Source organism: Cognatundibacterium crateris, assembly GCF_010078235.1.
GTDB lineage: Bacteria > Pseudomonadota > Gammaproteobacteria > Burkholderiales > Burkholderiaceae_D > Undibacterium > Undibacterium crateris.
The window spans coordinates 19,842-40,084 of record NZ_JAABOS010000008.1; the positions used below are offsets into that span (position 1 = coordinate 19,842).

At 55.2% G+C, this 20,243-nt stretch carries 16 protein-coding genes; 2 read left to right on the plus strand and 14 right to left on the minus strand.

Annotation, left to right across the window (positions count from 1 at the left end; translation table 11 throughout):
* Window positions 1-663: an SOS response-associated peptidase gene (locus EYB48_RS14590; RefSeq protein ID WP_162021110.1), complete on the plus strand. Its 663-nt coding sequence runs from the start codon at window positions 1-3 to the stop codon at window positions 661-663.
* On the opposite strand, the gene EYB48_RS14595 is transcribed toward EYB48_RS14590, so the two are convergent.
* Window positions 655-2,283: a mechanosensitive ion channel family protein gene (locus EYB48_RS14595; protein ID WP_162021111.1), complete on the minus strand. Its 1,629-nt coding sequence runs from the start codon at window positions 2,281-2,283 to the stop codon at window positions 655-657. The genes EYB48_RS14590 and EYB48_RS14595 overlap by 9 nt on opposite strands.
* Window positions 2,284-2,565: 282 nt before the next feature.
* On the opposite strand from EYB48_RS14595, the gene EYB48_RS14600 reads away from it, so the two are divergent.
* Complete coding sequence (locus tag EYB48_RS14600; RefSeq protein ID WP_162021112.1) at window positions 2,566-3,312, plus strand: tetratricopeptide repeat protein; 747 nt, start codon at window positions 2,566-2,568, stop codon at window positions 3,310-3,312.
* A gap of 3 nt (window positions 3,313-3,315) precedes the next feature.
* On the opposite strand, the gene EYB48_RS14605 is transcribed toward EYB48_RS14600, so the two are convergent.
* The 13 genes from EYB48_RS14605 to EYB48_RS14665 all read right to left on the minus strand — a co-directional run bounded on the left by EYB48_RS14605 (window position 3,316) and on the right by EYB48_RS14665 (window position 20,241).
* Window positions 3,316-3,918: an SCO family protein gene (locus EYB48_RS14605; protein ID WP_162021113.1), complete on the minus strand. Its 603-nt coding sequence runs from the start codon at window positions 3,916-3,918 to the stop codon at window positions 3,316-3,318.
* The gene (locus EYB48_RS14610; RefSeq protein ID WP_162021114.1) at window positions 3,891-4,370 is read right to left on the minus strand and encodes a hypothetical protein; all 480 of its coding nucleotides are present in this window, start codon (window positions 4,368-4,370) and stop codon (window positions 3,891-3,893) included. Before EYB48_RS14610 ends, EYB48_RS14605 begins: the two co-directional genes overlap by 28 nt.
* Entirely contained in the window at window positions 4,367-10,180 is a 5,814-nt protein-coding gene (locus tag EYB48_RS14615; protein WP_162021115.1) for a discoidin domain-containing protein, read from the minus strand. The genes EYB48_RS14610 and EYB48_RS14615 overlap by 4 nt, the downstream gene beginning before the upstream one ends.
* A 507-nt stretch (window positions 10,181-10,687) precedes the next feature.
* Window positions 10,688-12,142 (minus strand): cobyric acid synthase, encoded by a 1,455-nt coding sequence (locus EYB48_RS14620; RefSeq protein ID WP_235935175.1) that lies wholly within the window; start codon window positions 12,140-12,142, stop codon window positions 10,688-10,690.
* A 24-nt stretch (window positions 12,143-12,166) separates the two neighbouring features.
* Window positions 12,167-12,970: a cobalamin-binding protein gene (locus EYB48_RS14625; RefSeq protein ID WP_162021116.1), complete on the minus strand. Its 804-nt coding sequence runs from the start codon at window positions 12,968-12,970 to the stop codon at window positions 12,167-12,169.
* Window positions 12,967-13,959: a cobalamin-binding protein gene (locus EYB48_RS14630; RefSeq protein WP_162021117.1), complete on the minus strand. Its 993-nt coding sequence runs from the start codon at window positions 13,957-13,959 to the stop codon at window positions 12,967-12,969. The genes EYB48_RS14625 and EYB48_RS14630 overlap by 4 nt, the downstream gene beginning before the upstream one ends.
* Window positions 13,956-14,975 (minus strand): threonine-phosphate decarboxylase CobD, encoded by a 1,020-nt coding sequence (gene cobD, locus EYB48_RS14635; protein ID WP_162021118.1) that lies wholly within the window; start codon window positions 14,973-14,975, stop codon window positions 13,956-13,958. The genes EYB48_RS14630 and cobD overlap by 4 nt, the downstream gene beginning before the upstream one ends.
* Entirely contained in the window at window positions 14,968-15,921 is a 954-nt protein-coding gene (gene cbiB, locus EYB48_RS14640; protein WP_162021278.1) for an adenosylcobinamide-phosphate synthase CbiB, read from the minus strand. The genes cobD and cbiB overlap by 8 nt, the downstream gene beginning before the upstream one ends.
* Entirely contained in the window at window positions 15,921-16,490 is a 570-nt protein-coding gene (gene cobU, locus EYB48_RS14645) for a bifunctional adenosylcobinamide kinase/adenosylcobinamide-phosphate guanylyltransferase (protein ID WP_162021119.1), read from the minus strand. Before cobU ends, cbiB begins: the two co-directional genes overlap by 1 nt.
* Complete coding sequence (locus EYB48_RS14650; RefSeq protein ID WP_162021120.1) at window positions 16,487-17,788, minus strand: cobyrinate a,c-diamide synthase; 1,302 nt, start codon at window positions 17,786-17,788, stop codon at window positions 16,487-16,489. Before EYB48_RS14650 ends, cobU begins: the two co-directional genes overlap by 4 nt.
* Entirely contained in the window at window positions 17,782-18,414 is a 633-nt protein-coding gene (gene cobO, locus EYB48_RS14655; RefSeq protein WP_162021121.1) for a cob(I)yrinic acid a,c-diamide adenosyltransferase, read from the minus strand. Before cobO ends, EYB48_RS14650 begins: the two co-directional genes overlap by 7 nt.
* A 4-nt stretch (window positions 18,415-18,418) precedes the next feature.
* Window positions 18,419-19,183 carry an ABC transporter ATP-binding protein gene (locus tag EYB48_RS14660; protein WP_162021122.1) on the minus strand — a complete coding sequence of 255 codons (765 nt, stop codon included), beginning with the start codon at window positions 19,181-19,183 and terminating at the stop codon, window positions 18,419-18,421.
* Window positions 19,183-20,241, minus strand: a complete 1,059-nt coding sequence (locus EYB48_RS14665) for a FecCD family ABC transporter permease (protein ID WP_162021123.1) — start codon at window positions 20,239-20,241, stop codon at window positions 19,183-19,185. Before EYB48_RS14665 ends, EYB48_RS14660 begins: the two co-directional genes overlap by 1 nt.
* Between the last annotated feature and the right edge of the window lie 2 nt (window positions 20,242-20,243).

Consider the following 20,243-nt stretch of genomic DNA (forward strand, 5'->3'; position numbering starts at 1 on the left):
ATGTGTGTCAACTTCACGCCTAGCCGCAAGGATCAGCTCAACACTGCATTTTCTGTACAGCCGCCGGCATCCTGCGTTTGGAAAAACGAAGTCTGGCAAGATGATGCCGCCCCGGTCATCATTGCTGATGCCAGTGCAGGACGAGCCTGCATTTCAGCCAGTTATGGCATGTTGCCCAAGCATCAGTTCGCGCCAGGCAGCAAGCGCTACAGCACCATGAACGCACGTGCTGAAACCATCGCCAGCCTGAAATCTTATCGGTCTGCCTGGCAGCATGGTCAACGCTGCGTCGTACCTATGCAGAATTTTTTTGAACCTAATTATGAGTCGGGTAAAGCGCAGCGCTGGCATATCGGGGTGCGGGATCAGGATGATTTCGTGGTGGCAGGCCTGTTTCAAGCCTGGGAAAGTGTGGATAAGCTGCTCAGCTATTCATTCACTCAAATCACCATCAATGCAGACCAACATCCATTGATGAAGCGCTTTCATCCGCCGGGTGAAGAGAAGCGCTCACTGGTGATACTGCCCGCAGAAAACATCGATGCCTGGCTGCATTGCCGCGACCTGGAACAAGCCCGCAACATGCTGCAGCTTTACCCGGCAGATAAGATGTGGGGTCAGCCAGTTGATACCAAGCCGCCGGCGCAAGCCAGTTTATTCTGAGCTGGCCGGTGCCTTAAACCAATCCTGCTTAGGCACTACTTTTTCATGTCCAGGATCGCCCAGATAATGCGGTGACATAATCTGTACGCCGTAGGTATTGAATACATCCTGAATATTGGCATGCAGCAGATTGATCACCTCGGCCCGTGGTCGCGGCTCGGTCGGGATGGCATGACAAATCAGCAGATACTCGGGGTAAAAATCGGACAAGGCAGTCTGAAAAACTTTAGGTGCAGGATGGGTTTGCACACCTTGTGTGCGGCTGGCCGCCTCTATCAGCATCGCTTCAACCTGACGCCAGGGCGTGTCATAGCCTATCGTGACTTTGGTATCAATCACAAAGCCATCGCCACCGACCACGCGCGAATAATTTTTAGTCACATTATTCAGCACAAAAGAATTCGGCAGCGTCAGCTCGACCCCCATACCATTGCGGATGCGGGTCGTAAACATACCCAAATCGGTGATGGTGCCTTCATGCTCGGCCACACGGATAAACTCACCTTTACGATAGACCCGTGAATAAGTCAGGATCAGGCCACTGGCAGCCTGCCCGACCAGGCTGGAGGCACCGAGCGAAATCATCAGGCCAACTAATACCGATACCCCTTTAAAGGCCTCGGTTCCTGAACCTGGCAAATACGGATAGGCCATCGTCAGCGCAAACAGCCAGACTGCGATGGTCGCGATTTTACGCGTCGGTCCCACCAGATCAGCATCCAGCCAATCCACCTCAATTTGGCGGTTCTTAACCAGGTCAAAAAACCGCCCCATCGCATGCGTGAACAGTTTTGCCAATCCAAAAATCACTACTGCAACAAATAAGTCCGGGATCGCTTTGAGTATGGCGCCCCCCAGTGTCAGCACCAGCCCAAACAGATAGGCATTCAACTGCTCGCCCCAAGGACGGGTAAAAGGAAACAACGACATCAGCACACCCAGCCACTGATAGCTGAGTAACAGACTGAGCCCCCAACTCAGCACCTGGCTAAGTTTCTGGATCAGCCAATGCAAACGCTCACGTTTAATCAACGCGGAACCAACGTCATGCAGTTCCGCCAGTTTTGCGTTAGCGAAGATCAGGCTGCGGCGCATCACAATGCGGCGCAACTTCCAGACCGCCCACAGTAAGCCCACATATGCCAGCGTCGCCACCAGCGCATATAGCGCTGCATGCAGCATACTGCGCAGATTCCTGCTTTCTTCATACTCGGTAATAGCCAGTTGCAGGGCCTGTTTTGCCTGCTGGCTGACGCTGTCCAGCGTTTCCTGCTGAAAAGGATCGACATCTTCCGGCGCGATATAAAAGCTGCCGCTGCCATCTATCTGCACCAGAACACCGGGTGATACATGACTGAGACCGACTTCATGGCGTCCAGGTTTTTCCAGCTGTTGTTCAATTCTTGCCCGGGCGCGCTGCATCCTGTCTTCCGGCGTCATGCCAAGTACGCTGGCTCTGAGCGTCAGTATCTGGCGGTTAAATATCTGCAGTCTGACTTCGGCCGGATGCGGGATGCTGTTTTTGCCCGCATCCTCTGCAGCGCAGACAACAGACGCCAGACATAACAGCATCAAAGCTAACAGTGGCCCCAAGCCGCGCCGGATGGATAAAGCATACATAGCGTTCCCGTTTCATGATCAGCAATAGCTGCAAGCCTGCCGGCCTGCAAACCCATGCACCTGTTTATTGATGTGCCGCACAGCATGCTGATAATAACAAGACAATTGCCACTATGAATAATAATCTGCCATCTGCTGCAGCTTTCTTGCGGCTTTCATCACAGACGCTTTCCGCACTTAGCTGTGGTTCGCAGTGAATGCCGCCAAGAGTCAACATATTTAACAAAATATTGCCTTAGATCACTATTTATTTTCTTCTCCATCTTGCCCATACGCACTACAATGACTTATCTCAGTTTGACTTCCGGCTGGCACATCATGAACAAGCTCACATTGAAACCCCTACTCCTCGTTGCCGCGCTGTGCGCAGCTGGCTTTTCCCTGCATATGGCCCATGCCAATAGCTTTGACGATGGTGTTGCGCTGTATGAAGAGCAGGATTTCCCAGAGGCAGCAGCAGCCTTTCTGGAAGCAGCAGAGGAAGGCAATGCGGATGCCCAGTTCAACCTGGGCTTAATGTATCTGAATGCGGAAGGGGTGGACGAAGACTACGAGCAAGCATTTGCCTGGTTCTCGAAATCAGCCGAGCAGAATAATCCGCGTGCCCAAACCAATCTGGCGCGCATGTACGCCAAAGGCAAAGGTGTGCGTCCTGACTATGATGCCGCTGTCACCTGGTTCAATAAGGCAGCTGAACAGAATTATCCGGATGCGCAATACAGCCTGGGCGTCTTGTACGTGACCGGCAATGGTGTGCCGCGAGACTACAACAAAGCCCGCGACTTATTCCAGAAAGCTGCCGATCAGGGCAATGCCAGCGCACAGTATCAGCTGGGCCTGATGTACTTCAAAGGCAAGGGCATGGAAGTGAATCAGGTCGAAGGCTATAAATGGATGGAACTCGCGGGCGACTATAGCGAGGCTGCGGTGTTCCGCGAATTCGCTCAGCAATCCATGTCTGCCGCAGACGTAGAAAAAGCCGCTGAGCTGGCGGAAGAATGGAAAGCCAGCCAGGAAGAGAATTCTTAATACTCAGGTTTTGCGCCCGGCGAAAGCATGCAGCATCTCCAGCACATGGGATGCTGGCGGCATTTCTGCCGTTTTGTAGACTAGCTGCGCCTGGCGGTCGAACAAAAAGATATTTCCTGAATGCCGCTCATTCCCCACAATCTGCCCCTTCAATAAAGCCAGTATGGCTGACAAGTCCTGTTCACGCGGTGCCAATACCTGCCACAAAGGATGGGCGGCAAACTGCTCACGCCATTGCCGCATCGCCGCTGCCGTATCCGTCAAGGGGTCTATGCTCAGGGAAATCAGCTGCAAGTCTTTATCCTGACTGGACATCTTAGCTGCCACCGCAGCAAACAAAGCACCCTGCAGCGGACAAATCGCGCTACACCCTGTGAACATGAGTTGCACAGCCGTGACTTTCCCTGTTAACAGCCGCTGCAAAGCGATGCGCTGATTTGCACTGTTCAGCACGCTGATGTCAGGTAAGCGACGTGGTGGCCGGATAAAGCCAAATGGATCATGCGAAGGCGGTGCAGCCTGCACCCAGGCGGGCAGACACAGCGCTGCAGCCTGCAATACAAACTGACGCCGCCCGCTCAGCGCGTCTGATTCAGGAATTGCCATAGCGCTTCACACTGTTCATCGTTAATTTGAAAAACCGGCATATTTCTGGAAATGAGTATATGCGCGGGATCGATGCCGGTTCTGAGTACCCGGCAAAAACTACCCAACTCATAGCTGGAGGCCGGGCCGCCACGGCGTGACTGCCTGTTACGCAGCACGCCTGCCTCTAAGGCCGGACCAAAATTCTGCGCCAGCTTATCCGTGGCCGCATTCGTTTTGCCGGACGCCTGGCTGGAAGCATTGCTATGGCAATTCACACAGCGGCTGGCCATGGGCGGCAATGCGATATCCTGCCCTCTGAGTTGTGCAGTAACAGGAAGCTGACCCGTGTACAGTTTTCTACCCAAGTCAGTGTCATTCTGGTTCGCATAGCTGCCCGTCGCCACTAACAGCAGCGGTGCGCACAGCGCGGCCAACAGCCGCCGTTTGAGCGGTGTGTAGCGCTGGCTCATCGTGCGCCTATCCAATCCAGCAAGCGGCTCCATTGCTGCTGCACATTGGACCATGCCTGACTCGCAAACTGCTGCAACTGTGCTACCGGTGTATCCGCTGCCATGGCTGCTTTCGCCTGCAAACCAGCCGCTGGATTGCCGATGTTAGCAAACAGCACGGATTTTTCAGCAGCGTTATCCGCATTGAGTTGCCGGAAATCGCCCTGCCAGGCTGGGTCGCCCCAGTTCACACCGTCGCTGCTGACATAGAAATTGACCAGACTCATGGTGCCATTGCCACCCCCTGCACGTGGCAGATAACGGAAGCCAGCGACTTCTTGTGCTGCGCCCAGATCGACCTGGAACCAATGTGGCGGGCGTGGATTGGCCGTTTGCCACTGGGTATGCCAGATGCTGTCTTTGTTTCCGTCAATCGCATTGGCAGCAGCACCGTTTTCGCCTTGCAGTTCTACGCTGTCTGCACTGGCCTTCCAATTGCTGCGCGCTAGCAAAGCACCCTGCTCATTGACCAGATTAAATTCCGCCATCGAACCCCAGGCATTGTTATTCACCTCGCCCAGTTGTTCCAGTTTCACATAACGGACCGCGCCACCAGCCAGTTCTGCATTGCCGATTTGCTTAACGAAAGCCGCTAACTGATTGAGCTCAGCATCCGTAAAGGCACGCATTTTTTGCGCACCAGCACCCAACAATGGAGGATTGGCCGCATTGATGGTCGCAGGATTATGCGCTGCAATCGCCTGCTGTATGGTCGCTGCGGAGCCATCATGCAAATAAGGTGCCGTGTCCCAGACATCGCGTAAAGTCGGCACATCCAGACCAGTCAAAGGCGTACCCTGACGCTGGCCGCTGCTGGCTTTGAGGGTGCCGATGTTATACAACTTGCCCAACGCCGTACCACTGACCGTAAAGTTCACACCGGTGTGACAGGATGCACAGTAAGTATTGAACAGACTGCGCCCCGCCTTGCCATCCACGGTCAGCGAATTATCCGGATTTCGGTAAGGGCTGGCATCAACCTGGCGCAAGGATGCCATGTAAGCCGCCAATGCATCCAGATCAGCGCTGAGACCAGCCTTTTTATCACCTAAGGGCTGATTCCGGGTGCCGGCATTGTAATCTGCATCCTTCATCAATCCTGTGCCCTGGGCAAAGCTGCGGATCTGAGATTCAAAATCCTGTAGCTCGTCAAAATTTCCCGACCAGTGCAGATTCATCTGGCCACCGGCGCGGCCACGCAGGCTGATGGTATTGCGTAAGCCCTCGCCTAAACCGGTAAAGTCCCAGGTACGGCCATCGGTTCCAGCCTCGCTGTGGCAAGCGGTACAGCTGAGCCAGCCGCCACGCGCCAGACGCGGATCACGCGCATCATAGAAATGCTGTTTCCCGATCAATACCTGAGCACTGAGTTTTTCGGCCGCGATGGTGGATGCCACTTGCACTGCACCCACCTGCATTTGCCCACGCTGCAGCATCGGTGTCAGATCGAAACGACTGACCGTGCGATCCATAAAATTATTAACGAACAGCACATTGCCATCACTGGAAAAACTCAGTCCCTGTGGTGCGCGCCCTGCATCAAAGCGGAACATTTCGCGTGCGCCAACCGGATCAAGCACCGCGATCTGTCTGGTGTTTTCCAATGCGAGGAACAGATACGCACCACCCGGATGAAACGCAACCGCACTGACCAGGCCGGTGCTGTTGATATCAACACGGGCAGCGTAATCCTCTTTCATGCTGTTGAGGTTAATGCGCGAGCTGATCGCTCTGACCGTGTTCTGAAAATCGAGATTTTTTCCATCGCGCAAACTACCGCGCAGTATATTGTCCTGCTTGGACGGTATCCAGGCAGAACTGCCATCCGGTGCAATCGCAGCGGCAGCCAGATAATTGGGTATGCCGCGTCCCTGAGTTTGTGCATCCTGTTTATCACTGTGCTGCAGGATCACTGAGCTTTGCAGGCGCAGAGGATGCGTATTTGCCACCACCACGATACCGCCATAATTGACACCATTGACCGTGGTCTGCACCTTGGCTGTGCCTTCACCGGGCAACGCTGGCGTGATAAAGCGTGATACCAGCAGGCGATCACTATCCTGATGCAGACTCAGATAACGCGGCGTGGCACCGACGCTGAGACTCGCAATTTGCTTGCCAGTCGCACTGTCGATTTGCCACACCTGGCCCAGCGCTTCCAGCGCGACATACAGGCGCGCTTCATTGGCCGCAGCGACGATGCCAAACGGCTGGCTACCCACAGGCAAGGCCACGGTATTACTGACTTTCAGCGTCCCGCTATCAATCACACTCAGACTGGCCGCATCGCGATTGCTGACCCACACTTTGCCATCTGCCGTCAGCGCCAGCTGGCGCGGCCCTTTACCGACCGCGATCTCAGCCAGTTTCTGCAGATTTTGCGCATCCATCACCGCTACGCTGTCATTGTCCGGATTAACCACCCAAATGCGGTCACCACCAGCGCGTTTTTCCGTCAGCAACGCGCTTGATGCACGCGCCTGCCCCGCAATCGCAGGTGTCGTCACCGCCTGATAGAAACTATAGGTGGAGATAATGCCGGACAGGTTTTTCACTGTCGCGGTGACGCGGTACAGCCCGGGCTGGGTGTATTGATGCGTCGTTGTCGCGCTGGCGCTGAATGTGTTCGGATTGGTACTGCCATCGCCGAAATCCCAGGCATAAGTCAGTCCACTACCGGTTGCGCTCACCTGATAACTGACCGCCGATCCGCTGGTTTGCGGTTGTACGCTGATTGGTGAAATCACAGCCGCAGGCAGCGTCACATTCATCACAAAGTTTTGTGATGCGACACCGCCACGGCCATCGCTGACACTGGCACTGACCATGAAACTGCCGTCACGCGTCGTAGTGCCGCTGATCAGTCCGGTCGCTGCATTCAGGGCCAAACCGGGAGGCAGACCAGATGCGGTAAAACTCAGGGTATCACCATCAGGATCATTCGCCTGCAGGTTCAGATTCACGGTCTGCCCCAGCTGCACACCGGTGAAGGTCGGCATATTTAAAGTCGGCGCACGGTTTGCAGGGCGACCATATACCTGCACTTCGGCGAGTTGCAGGAAGTTCGTGCCAGCCAGTTGTACTTTGACGTAACGGCCGCTGGCTTTCAGGTCCAGTAACAGATTGGATGGAGCGACTCCGGCGTAATAGGACTTAGTAACTGCGGTATCAGCCAGCAAACTGTTCAGGCTGCGGCCACTCATGTCCTGCGCCGACGCAAATACATAGAAATTACCCAGGCGTTCGGCACAGCAATCGCTGCGATTCCAGATCCGCACCCGGCTCAAGTCTTGCACGCTGCCGAGATCTGCCTGCCACCAGTCATTGGCGGCTGTTCCTGCGGTATGGGTAACGCTGCCATTGGCGAGATTGCCGTCGCTGATGCCATCGACTGCGCGTGCGCTGTCGAAATTCTGATACATGGATGACTGTGAAGTCGCTTTTCCACGCGCCAGATTATTCAGATATATCGTTTTCTCTGCGGCGTTATTCTGGAAATCAGCCAGATTTCCTTCCGCGACAGGATTACCCCAGTTCACGCCATCGGCACTGGTATAAAAATAAAATCTGGCGATGGTGCCGTTACCGCCACCTGGTCTGGGTAAATAGCGGAAGGCACTAAGCTGCGTTGCTTTGCCCAGGTCGACCACAAAGGAATGTGGTGCAGCTGTGGTGTTGGCAGTCCAGGCAGTATGCCAAATCGTATTCGGATCACCGTCGATGGCATTGGCCGGACCATAATTACCAGCCTGCGCTTCAGCACTGTCTGCACTCACCTTCCAGCCCGCGCGTGGCAGCAAATTGCCATCCTGATCCAGCAAATTGAATTCCGCCATCGAGGCCCAGGGATTGCCGCCTACCTCAGACATCTGCACCAGTTTCACAAAGCGGGTACTGCCTGCTGCGGCGACATTCCACACAAAATCACTGCTGACATACGCGCCGCTACTCTGCGCAAACACAGTGACAGAATAGTTGCCTGCCTGTGTCACCACACCGGAAATCACACCGCTTTGCGCATTGATGCTCAAGCCTGGCGGCAATCCGGTAGCACGGAAACTCACCGCACCAGGTGCAGCTACGGTCGCCGTAATATTTAAGGAAACATTGCTACCGGTATTAGAAAACTGGTCGTCAGGCGCTTGCAGTTTAGGCGCATTGTTTCCGTGAATATTGATTGTCTTCGCAACCGAAGGCACACCTTTGGCATCTAAACCGAACAGCATGTAATTACCAGGCAATAAGATCCCAGGATTGCCCGGGATATTCAACGTGTATTGCCCTGCCGCGCTGCGCGCAAAGCTAAGTGCGATACGGCGCTGATCATTGTTGACCGTATGCGTCGTGGCCGACAGGCGTATCAAGGCAAACGCTGCGATGCCGTCAGTCGCGCTGACATTGAGATTACTGCCGTAACCAGCTGTTGCCGGTACCGTCGTCAAGACCGGACGATTAGCTGCTGTACCATCTGCATTCAACAAATAAGATGGCGTATAGATCTGTATATCCTGGTGATTGGCCGCACAGCCATTGCCACACAGGCCACCACCAGCGGACAACACACGTCCATCATGCATCAGCAAGGCGACTGAGTGATACACACGCGGTACCGACATGGCAGGCAAAGTCGTGAAAGTTTCTGTCACCGGGTCCCATAATTCGGGCGCCAATACTGCGGTGTTATCGGAGAACGGTACAGGACGGGTCTGTCCACCTATCACCATCACTTTTCCATCTGGCAGAACCACCAGGTTGGAATAAGCGCGCGCGTAACTCATGGAAGCGAGTTTGCGCACGGATAAGCTGCCATTGGTGTTGATCAGGTAAGCGGAATTGCTCGCGTCGGCGTCCTGGTAATCTTTAGCTCCACCAACTTTGAGTATCTTGCCAGCGTCGTACATGACGGTGTTTCCATTCATGGAATCAGCGTCGTCTGCACGTTGTCCAGCCGGTGACACCGAACCATTGCCGCGGGTATCTATCCAGTTCATATTCCGGCTTGGCCCCGCATGCAAGACTTTGCCATTGCCGGTTGGGATCAGCCACATATGATTGTCACCACGGTACACACCACCGGCGTCATTGGTCAACATATTGGCGACCGACACGCCACTCAGGCGCCGCCAGCCATTCGCGTTATCCCAGATTTCGCCATGCTTGTTGCCGGCACCACCAGACCAGGAACCACCCAGCGTGAATACCGAACCATCTGCCAAGGTGGTCGAGGCGTTGTAACCACGGGTGATATTCATGTTGGGCGCGGCAGTCCAGCTCGCGTTGGCCGGGTTGTAGATACTGGTTTTGCCGCTATCGATACCGCCATTCACCAGCAAGCGGCCATCGCCAAGTAATGCTGTGCCCGGACAAAACATGTCATGCCCGGTAGCGCTGATCAGCGTTTCTGTCGCTTTATTGGTGAGGGGATCAAAATTCGAAAAGTAAGTCTGCCCGCCGGCCCCAAAAGAGAAACGGTCATTGGCAGACCAGAACAAGACATGCCCATCCGGCAAATTGGAGGCAGCTGCAGGCACCAGCGACAGCGGGATAGGTGCTGACCATGAAGATGGCGCTGCAGGGGCTGCACGCAAACTATCGAAAGCCAGACTCAGATTGCTGCCACTTTGCTCAGCGCTTATTTGAGGTGCAGACTGATTGCCGCCACAAGCTGCCAGTGACAATAGCAAGATACTGCTCAACACGGGCATAACTGTGACAGAAATTGCCGTTGGCACAGCCCGTGCAGCTGGCATGACTGAAAATTGATAGCGCATTCCGGTACCTGATTTCGATAGTTAACTTAAGAAGTTCGCTATGCTAATCACAGTTACCAATAGTTACAATTTCCACAAAGAAATTACATTTCTCCATGTTAATTATTTCCAAGGAAATTCTCTATTTTTCTTGCTTGCCTTTACCTGGACTGAGTTTTCCTTAGCTTGAAGAAATTGTGCTGAAATACATTTTCTGCACATCACTAAAAATCCAGGCAATCATGCTGAGACGCAATGTTCATCATGCTTTCAGGAATGTTGCCTTCAGATAGACTATGCAAAAATAAGCAATCTTCTCCACGCTCAATAAGCCTGAAATTCCTTCGAAAAGCAGTTACCCACGGAAATTGAAAATGATTGTTAATTTAATTATTTTATTTGTGAATCATTTTTAAATGACGTGAAAAACGAGGATTTATTACAAAATCCCCGCATCTGGCTCAATTACTGACACCAATTTTGTGTCAAAAACGATGCTCAATGACTCATGCTTACAGTCATTTGCTGTCAGTCTAGCCGCGCCAGTGCATCGAGTATAGGTGCGGCCGCATCAGCAATGCGGTCTATGCTGAGTTCACGTAATGCAGCCAAATCGACTCTGTGCTCACTGCGTAAACCGGCCCAGCGCAGCAAAGCCTGACAGGCCTCAGGATGATCAAACATGCCGTGCAGATAGCTGCCCAGGATTTGACCGTCAGCAGACACTGCACCTTCACCTTCAGTTTGCCCATCCAGCCTGAACGCCGCTGCCAATTGGCTGCGGGCATGGGTCACCCCCATGTGGATTTCATAGCCGCTAACCCGCGCCTGCTCAGGATCAGGCGTAAAAGCACACAGACCCGTGACTTGCTGCAGCCTTTTTTCGCGGGTCAATTCGGTAAACGTATCGAGCAATCCGAAGCCCGACGTGATGCCAGGCGCGCCTTCAACACCATGCATATCGCTGATCTGCTGGCCCAGCATCTGATAACCGCCACAGATGCCGATCAGCTTGCCGCCATAGCGCAAATGCTTATGCAGCACGGCTTCCCAGCCCTGCTGACGTAAAAATTCCAAATCAGCCCGGGTATTTTTACTGCCCGGCAAAATGATCAAATCTGCCGCAGGGATGACCCGATCCGGGCCGATAAATTGCAAATCCACTTCTGGATGCGCGCGCAAGGCATCGAAATCCGTGTGATTGGAAATACGCGGGATGGCGGGCACGATAATGCGGAAACGGCCACTGCCATGCTGACTGGATTGAATCGCATCCTCGGCATCAAGTTGTAGCCCGTGCAGATAAGGCAGCACCGCCAGCACTGGCTTACCGGTTTTTTCCTCCAGCCAGCGCAGTCCCGGCTCCAGCAGACTGATATCGCCGCGAAAGCGGTTAATTACAAAGCCGATAATGCGGTTTTGCTCAGATGCAGACAAACAAGCCAGCGTCCCCAGAAAATGCGCAAACACGCCGCCACGGTCGATATCTGCCACCAGGATCACAGGACAATCGACCGCCTCGGCAAAGCCCATATTTGCGATATCGCGTTCGCGTAGATTGACCTCAGCCGGGCTGCCCGCGCCTTCCACCACAATCACCTGATATTGCTGTTGCAGGCGCTGATAGGATGCCAGCACCGCACCCATAGCAACGGTCTTGTATTGGTCATAGTCACGTGCGTGCATATCGGCGCGGACTTTGCCGTGGATAATAATTTGCGCGCCGGTATCCGAAGAAGGTTTCAGCAATACCGGATTCATATCGGTATGCGGCAGTATGCCCGCTGCCTGCGCCTGCAATGCCTGCGCCCGTCCGATTTCACCGCCATCCACCGTCACCGCACTGTTCAGCGCCATATTTTGTGGCTTCATCGGTGCCACGCGCACACCCTGGCGTTGCAACAGGCGGCATAGTGCCGCGACCACGGTGCTTTTTCCGGCATCAGAAGTCGTGCCCTGCACCATCAGTGTCGTCAGTTTCATCTATTTGCTTTCTATGCAGTTCAGTTACAGCATGCTCTGAGCTGCCTGCCAGTCGGCAATCAGCACCTGTATTTGCAGCAGACCTTGCTGGATCGCAGCCGGGCCAGGCGACAAAATATCGGGTGACTTAATCTCAAATACACGCCCATGTCTGACTGCAGGAATTTGCTCCCAGCCAGGTCGCGCCATCAGCTGTTCAGCCCGGAATTTTTTACCGCACCAGGAAGCGATGATGATGTCGGGCGCGCGTCGTATTACTTCATCGGGATCGGCAATAATGCGGTCTTTCGCGCTGTAGAAAACAGCGCGGTCTGCAAACACATCTTCACCGCCAGCGATCTCGATTAATTCCGAGACCCAGCCTATGCCCGACATCAGCGGTTCGTTCCATTCTTCAAAATACACTTTGGGACGCCGTGTCCATGCTGTCGTGTCGCGCCGGCAGGCAGCGATCTGCTGCTCCAGTTCAGCCACCAGCGCCAGGCCAGCCTCTGCCTTTCCAGCCAGCGTAGCCAGCACTTGTATCATATGCAGGATACCCGCCACATCACGCTGATTGAAGGCGTGAACCTCTACCCCGGCACTGATCAGTTCACGGCTCAGTTCTGCCTGCATATTCGAATAGGCGACCACCAGATCCGGTCTGACCGCCAGAATTTTGTCGATTTTGGCAGAAGAAAAACCACTGATCTTGGGCTTCTCTTCACGTGCACGCGCCGGTCTGACTGTGTAACCGGAAATCCCGGCCACCAGATCTTCGGCACCAATCGCATACATGACTTCGACCGCCTCAGTCGATAAGCAGGCGATACGCTGATATAAACTCATGACTTCACTTTCTGTACAGGTGTGGCTGACTGGCTGGCAGACTGACGGTGCTGTCGGGCTTGTTCCAATGCTTCGCACATGGCACGTGCGCCCTCGATCAGGCGTGGACCAGGGCGATTCACTAAATCACCATCGACCGCCACCAGATTCTGATTTTTGTTGGCCAGCAAAGTCGGGAAGCTCTTCCACTGTTCCAACATCTGGCTAGTACGCTTTTTGTTTTCTGCTGCCAGTATCAGTTCCGGATTTTCCTGCAGCACCGATTCGATGCTGACCACCGGTGCGGTGCTTGCCAGCTTGCCGTAGATATTTTCGCCGCCGCAACTGCGTAAAACGTCATTGATGATGTGTTTTTCATTGAGTGTGTATAGCGGCTTATTCCAGACCTGATAGAAAGTGCGCACTACCGGTTTTTGCGCATAGCGGCTCGCAATCTGCTGCCATTGCTGACGAAAATCCGCTGCCGCCAGCTCCGCTTTTTTGCTGGTCCCCATCAGCAGTCCCAGCTTACTCAGGGTCTCGGGGATGTGTTCCATCTGATGCGGTTCGCTGAAAAAGAAAGGCACGCCGGATTGCTTCAGCAATTCCAGCTGACGATCAAACGCGCCATGCATCCAGACCACGATCAAATCCGGCTTGGCAGCCAGAATGCGTTCCATATCCAGCTGACGTAAATCACCAATGCGCGGTATCGCTTTAGCCGCTTCCGGAAAGTCGCTATAGCTGACGGTCGCGACGATCTTATCGCCAGCACCGGCAGCAAAAATCAGTTCCGTCACATGTGGCGCCAGACTGATGACACGTTGTGCAGGTTTGCTCAGCGTGACCTGACGTCCCAGATCATCAGTGACTGTCAATTGCGCGGCTGGGGTCGCTGATGCTACCGAAGCTACAGCTGAAGCCGATGCAGTCGCAGCAGAAACCGGCAATTGCAAACTGCTGCCCAATACCGCAACCCATGCGAGTTGCCACCATAAAGAGGTATTCATCCTTGTATCTTCCATTCTTGTAAAGCCAGTTCTAAACGCTGCCAGGCCGCCTCGGAGGCAGGCAGGCCAAAGCGTATGCCGTGTGGTCGTTGCGGGCCCGGTGCGAAATAGCGGGTCCAGATTCCGCGCTGCGCCAGCCATTCCCATAAGGCTTCGGTCTGTCCCTGCAAGTCCTGAGCAGAAACCCATTGAAATAAGTCCGTACCGCTGCTGGCTAATTGTTGAGCCTGTAGCAGTTCACGCAAACGCTGGCCTTGCAACCGTAAACGAGCACGGGTCTGCTGTTGCCATTCCAGATCACTGAGTGCACGCAGCGCCACTTCCTGCGCCGGGCCGCTGACAGCCCAAGGGCCCAGCCAGTCAGCCAGTCGCGTCAGCAATTCCGGCGCCGCTGTCACAAAACCCAGGCGCAGTCCGGCCAGTCCAAAAAATTTACCGACCGAGCGCAATACGATCAGACCAGCTTGCTGCGCATGTTCAGTATGCGCAGCCAGGCTGATCTCAGGGAAGGTATCGCCGAAGGCTTCATCCACAATCAGCCAGCCACCGCGCTGATGCAAGTGCTGCGCCCATTGCAGCAACTCTGCTGGCGCGATCCAGGCGCCGGTAGGATTATTCGGCTGGCAGATCACCATCACATCGCACTCAGCGAGCTGCTGTGCCAGTTCAGAAAAAGGACACTCGCTAACCTGATGGCCAGCCTGCCGCCATTGATGCGCGTGCTCGGCATACGAAGGAGCGGACACCACCACGCGGCTGGCTGCACGCAAACGCGGCAAGGCCTGAATCGCAGCCTGACTGCCCGCTACCGCAAGTAAAGCCGGGGCCTGATAATAGGCCAACGCTGCGGCATTCAGCGCATCCGATATTTCCGGCAAGCGGTGCCAGGCATTGTTGCTAAGCGCAGGGACAGGATAAAAATCGGGATTAATGCCGGTCGATAAATCGACCCAGTCCGCCAATGGCCGCCCATAACGCGCAACGGCATCGCGCAAATTGCCACCATGTTCAAGCATAGAATATTCCGCCCTGTCCCAAGCCCAGCGTGAGCAACACGGCGATACCCAGCCACAGCAAGGTGCTGTGCCAGACCAGGTGCCATGCAGCCAGAATATCCGACGGCGCGGCACTGCGTCCTGCGCCTAAAGGTGGACGCTGTTCATCCTGACCGTCATACCGGGCGCTGCCACCCAGTTGTACGCCCAGCGCACCGGCACCGGCCGCCATCACCGGTCCCGCATTCGGACTGGGCCAGGCCGCAGTCTGGGTGCGCCAGCAATGCAAGGCCAGACGGGTATTGCCGAGTAAGGCATAACTGAGTGCAGTCAAGCGTGCCGGGATCAGATTGAGCACATCGTCTACCCGTGCCGCCACACAGCCAAAACGTAAAAAACGCGGACTGCGGTAACCCCACATCGCATCCAGGGTATTCGACAAGCGGTACAACACTGCACCCGCACCGCCTAGTAACAGGAACCAGAACAAGGTGCCAAACACCGCATCGCAACCATTTTCCAGCACAGACTCGACGCTGGCTTTGGATAAATAAGCGGCGTCCGCCTCAGCGGTATCACGGCTGACGATGCGTCCGGTCAGTTGTCTGGCCTGCTCCAGATCGCCTGCATCCAGCGCCTGCTGTATCGGTAAATTATGCTCACGCAAACTGCGCAAACCCAGGCACACATACAGCAAGGCCGCATGCAGCAAGGGGGCCAGCCAGAGACTGGTGTAAGCGGCCGCATACAAGGCTGCCTGTACCAGCAATACGATGGGTAATACACATAAGGCCCAGGCCAAGCCGCCTTTGAAGCGGCTGACATTCGCATGATTGAGCCATTGTTCAATCAGGCTGGCCAGCTTGCCGAAACCAATCAAAGGATGCCAGCGTCTGGTCTCACCCAGCAGGCAATCGAGTAACACGCCCAGCAGCAATGCGCAGCATAGTGTGAGGCCGGTCAGCATCAGCATGGGCGACTCCCTTTCAGGTACAAAGGTAATCCGGCTGCGACCCACACCACCTGTTCTGCGATTGCCGCCACCGCCTGATTCAAGCGGCCGGACTCATCGACGAAACAACGCGAAATCGCCCCCATAGGCACGATGCCCATGCCGACCTCATTCGATACCAGGATTACCTGGCCTGGTTGCCGTTCCAATTGCGCCAGCAGCGCAGCGCGTTGGGTGAGCCAGGTCGCCGGTAAAGTGATTTGCCCGACTTCAGGGAATTCCTGCTGTTGGGCGAACAAACAATTCGACAGCCATACCGTAAGGCAATCGACCAGAATCACGCAATCCGGTGCCGCATAGTGAGCAAGTACTTCCGCCAGCGCGAGCGGCTGTTCCACCGTGAGCCAGTGTGCCGGGCGTTGTGCACGGTGCATGGCGATACGCTGCTGCATTTCGCCATCCTGACTTCCCGCTGTGGCGACATACACGACGCGTTGACCGGCCTGCTCAGCGCGTGCGGCCAGTTGCTCGGCATAGCGGCTTTTACCGGAACGCGCAGCACCGAAAACCAGCGTACAGCTCATAGCGCCTCACCCATCAGCAAGCGTGCCATCGCTGCCGGATGCGAGGGAAAATACGCATGAAAATACGAGGCACGTAAATTACCGACCTGGTACACCGCTTCGCCTTGCTGCGCATCACGCTGCTTTACTGCATGGGTGGCCGCCGTCAGACTGGTGCTGAAACTGGAGAAGTGAAACGTATGGCCGCGCAATTCACCATCACTGGCTGGCAGATACTGCGGCCCCAGCGCAGTCAGCCGCTTTTGCATCGTGACGGTGCCGGGTAACAGACCCGCCATGGGCCAGCTCAGACCCTGCTGATCGCATACCGTTTCTGTAAGCGCCATCATACCGCCGCATTCTGCATAGACCGGCTTGCCTGCTGCATGATGCGCCTGTATCGATGTCTTCCAGGTCGATGCCTGCGACAAGCGTTCAGCATGTAATTCAGGATAACCGCCAGGCAGATAGACCGCGTCAGCCATGTCAGGCACTGCCTGATCTGCGAGTGGTGAGAAAAATACCAGGCTGGCACCGGCCTGCTGCAGGCACAGCAAATTGGCTGGATAAATAAACGCAAAGGCGGCATCGCGTGCTATCGCGATGGTTTTACCAGCCAGAGGAGTTATGTTTTCAATCGCAGTCTCAGGTACGGAAAAAGTCGTCAGCGGCAAGGCTGCAAAAGCCTGCATATCGAGCTGTAACTGTTCCGCCAGCTGATCCAGGATGGTATCGAGTTGACTGACTTCATCCGGCAACACCAGCCCCAGATGACGCTCCGGCAGGGGCTGCTCCTGACGGCTCAGGGTACCGATCAAGGGGATATCACGCATCGCTTCTGCCACCATTTGTGCATGACCCGCCGATGCGATGCGGTTGGCAATCACTCCGGCTAAGTGCACCGGCCCGTAATCGCGTAAGCCCAATGCCAGCGCACCCACGGTCTGCGCCATGGCAGATGCATCCAGCACCGCTAACACCGGCACGCCAAATGCACGGGCTAAATCCGCTGATGAAGGCTGGCCGTCATACAGCCCCATCACGCCTTCGATCAGGATCACATCGGCTTCCATCGCAGCCTGCGCCAGCAAAGCTTGAGACGCGGCATGCCCGACCATCCACAAATCCAGCGACAATACAGCATGACCGCAGGCGCGTTCCAGCAACATAGGATCGATGAAATCCGGCCCCGTTTTAAACACCCTTACCCGCTGACCGGCACGCACCAGTTTGCGTGCCAGCGCCGCGGTGGTGGTGGTCTTGCCTTGTCCCGAAGCGATGGCCGAAACCAGCACCACCTTGGCCTGATGGCTCACCATTCCACACCTGCCTGCGCCACGATTCCATCTTTAAATGCATGCTTGACGATCTGCATTTCAGTCACGGTATCGGCCACTTCTATTAATTCCGGCAAAGCACCGCGCCCGGTCACCACTACGTGCTGCATTTCAGGACGGGCATCGATATCAGCGATCACCTGTTGTACATCCAGATAATGATATTTGAGTGCGATATTCAGTTCATCCAGCACCACCAGGCCTATCGCCGGATCTTGCATAAAACGTTTGGCCTGTTCCCAGGCGAGCTGGGCTTTTTCTATATCGCGTTCACGGTTCTGGGTTTCCCAGGTATAGCCTTCGCCCATCGCATGGAACTGCACTTCATCCGGGAAGCGGCGCAGGAAAATTTCTTCGCCGGTAGACATCGCGCCCTTGATGAACTGCACCACACCGACCTGCATGCCATGTCCCAGCGCACGCATCACCATGCCAAAGGCACTGGAACTTTTACCCTTGCCATTGCCGGTATGGACCAGCAAGACGCCAGTCTCACGCTGGGCCTGTTGTATGCGTTCATCCATCAGGGCTTTTTTGCGCTCCATGCGGCGCTGGTGACGGGTATTGATATTGTCGGCGCTGCTATCGCCATTCGAAGTGTTAGTCATGATGTCAGGTTTGAGGTAAGAACAGGGTTTGTCCGTTGTGCTGAAAGCTTTGAATAGGATGCCCCAGACATTCACTGAGCAGAGGGACGGTGAACATCTGATCGCGGCTGCCACTGAGCCAGCGCCCGTCCCCCATCAGTAACAGCGCATGGGTGGCAATACGGTGCGCCAGATTGAGATCATGGCTGACCATCACCACCGATTTTTGTTGTTGCAGACAGAGCTCAGAAAACAATTGCATCACGCTGACCTGATGCGCCAGATCGAGTGCATTGGCTGGCTCATCCAGTAACATGCATTGCGCATCCTGCGCCAGCAAAGCAGCGATTGCCACACGCTGGCGCTCACCGCCGGACAGGCTGCGCACGTCGCGTTCAGCCAGATCCGCGACATCCAGCGCCTGCAAGGCACGCAAGGCGAGCGCGACATCATCACCGCCATCCCAGTAGTGCGCATCCTGAAACGGGTGTCTGGCACTGAGCACGGTATCTAATGCGCTGTAGCCAAATGCATCGTGCCGGCTTTGTGTCAGATAGGCGCGGATTTTAGCCAGATCGGCCAGCCGCCAGTCGCGGATATCACGCCCTTCGAACAAGACCTCGCCATCGGCTTCAATCTCACGCATACCGCTCAGGGTGCGTAACAGCGTACTTTTGCCAGCGCCATTGCGGCCGATGATGCACCAGCATTCACCCGGCTGTACCTGCCAGTGCAGCTTATCGACCAGATGACGCTGCCCTATGTGTAAGTTCAGATAGCGGACTTCCATCAATGCCTCCGCAACTGATGCAACTGCAATAAAAAAACCGGTACACCGATCAGTGCCGTAATCACACCGACTGGCAATTGCTGAGGCGCCACCACGGTGCGTGCAATGGTGTCAGCAAATACCAAGAAACTGCCACCCGCCAGGGTTGAAGCCGGGATCAGCAAACGATGATCCGGGCCCAGCGCAAAGCGGCAGGCATGCGGCATGATCAGGCCAACAAAGCCAATACTGCCTGCGGTAGATACCGCACTGGCGGTCAGCAAAGCCGCACCTAAAAATAAAAACTGACGCAAACGTCCCACATTCACACCCAGCGTATGGGCCGTGTCAGCATGCATGGCAGCGATATTGATGGAACGTGCATAACGCATCGCCAATGTCAGTACTGTGCCCCATACCAGCCAGGGCATCCAGCGCGATTGCGATGCGGACAAGTCGCCTATCATCCAAAACACCATGCCGCGCAAACGGCTGTCCGGCGCCACCGATAACATCAGCGTGATCAGCGCACCGCAGCCAGACGCGACGATCACACCGGTCAGCAATAACAAGGGCGCACTGCCATCGCTGCTGCCATTCCCTTTGAAGTCGCGATAAGCCAGCGCGAACAGCAGCAAGGCCACCGCCAGTGCACCGCAAAACGCAGCCAAGTCTATCATCCACAGGCTGCCGTAAAATAAAATCATGGCCAGCGCTGCCACCGAGGCTCCGCCGGAAATTCCCAGCACATAAGGATCGGCCAGCGGATTGCGCAATAAGGCTTGCATCATCACGCCGGACAAGGCCAAGGTGGCACCGGTCACAAATCCTGTCATCGCGCGACTCAGGCGCAGATCCAGCAGGCTGGAGGCCAGCGTTGTATTGTCCTGTCCCTGTACCATCGCCATCACAGCCTGCCCCAGTTCAGACAAACTCAGCGGCACGGAACCAATCACACAGGCGAAAACGATGCTGCAGACAGCGATCGTTAATAAGACGGGAAGCAGCAAGGCCGGACGACGCGACCAGTGCAAGGTACGCGTTGAAGTGGCAATGCTGTCAGTAAGGCGTGTAGTCATGA

Excerpts from the sequence above, each read along its gene's own strand:
- EYB48_RS14600 (WP_162021112.1), top strand. The coding sequence starts at position 2,566 with ATGACTTATCTCAGTTTGACTTCCGGCTGGCACATCATGAACAAGCTC.
- EYB48_RS14605 (WP_162021113.1), bottom strand. The coding sequence starts at position 3,918 with ATGGCAATTCCTGAATCAGACGCGCTGAGCGGGCGGCGTCAGTTTGTA.
- EYB48_RS14625 (WP_162021116.1), bottom strand. The coding sequence starts at position 12,970 with ATGAGTTTATATCAGCGTATCGCCTGCTTATCGACTGAGGCGGTCGAA.
- EYB48_RS14595 (WP_162021111.1), bottom strand. The coding sequence starts at position 2,283 with ATGTATGCTTTATCCATCCGGCGCGGCTTGGGGCCACTGTTAGCTTTG.
- EYB48_RS14650 (WP_162021120.1), bottom strand. The coding sequence starts at position 17,788 with ATGGTGAGCCATCAGGCCAAGGTGGTGCTGGTTTCGGCCATCGCTTCG.
- EYB48_RS14660 (WP_162021122.1), bottom strand. The coding sequence starts at position 19,183 with ATGGAAGTCCGCTATCTGAACTTACACATAGGGCAGCGTCATCTGGTC.
- EYB48_RS14615 (WP_162021115.1), bottom strand. The coding sequence starts at position 10,180 with ATGCGCTATCAATTTTCAGTCATGCCAGCTGCACGGGCTGTGCCAACG.
- cbiB (WP_162021278.1), bottom strand. The coding sequence starts at position 15,921 with ATGCTGACCGGCCTCACACTATGCTGCGCATTGCTGCTGGGCGTGTTA.
- EYB48_RS14630 (WP_162021117.1), bottom strand. The coding sequence starts at position 13,959 with ATGAATACCTCTTTATGGTGGCAACTCGCATGGGTTGCGGTATTGGGC.
- EYB48_RS14610 (WP_162021114.1), bottom strand. The coding sequence starts at position 4,370 with ATGAGCCAGCGCTACACACCGCTCAAACGGCGGCTGTTGGCCGCGCTG.
- EYB48_RS14620 (WP_235935175.1), bottom strand. The coding sequence starts at position 12,142 with ATGAAACTGACGACACTGATGGTGCAGGGCACGACTTCTGATGCCGGA.
- EYB48_RS14665 (WP_162021123.1), bottom strand. The coding sequence starts at position 20,241 with ATGACTACACGCCTTACTGACAGCATTGCCACTTCAACGCGTACCTTG.
- cobU (WP_162021119.1), bottom strand. The coding sequence starts at position 16,490 with ATGAGCTGTACGCTGGTTTTCGGTGCTGCGCGTTCCGGTAAAAGCCGC.
- EYB48_RS14590 (WP_162021110.1), top strand. The coding sequence starts at position 1 with ATGTGTGTCAACTTCACGCCTAGCCGCAAGGATCAGCTCAACACTGCA.
- cobO (WP_162021121.1), bottom strand. The coding sequence starts at position 18,414 with ATGACTAACACTTCGAATGGCGATAGCAGCGCCGACAATATCAATACC.
- cobD (WP_162021118.1), bottom strand. The coding sequence starts at position 14,975 with ATGCTTGAACATGGTGGCAATTTGCGCGATGCCGTTGCGCGTTATGGG.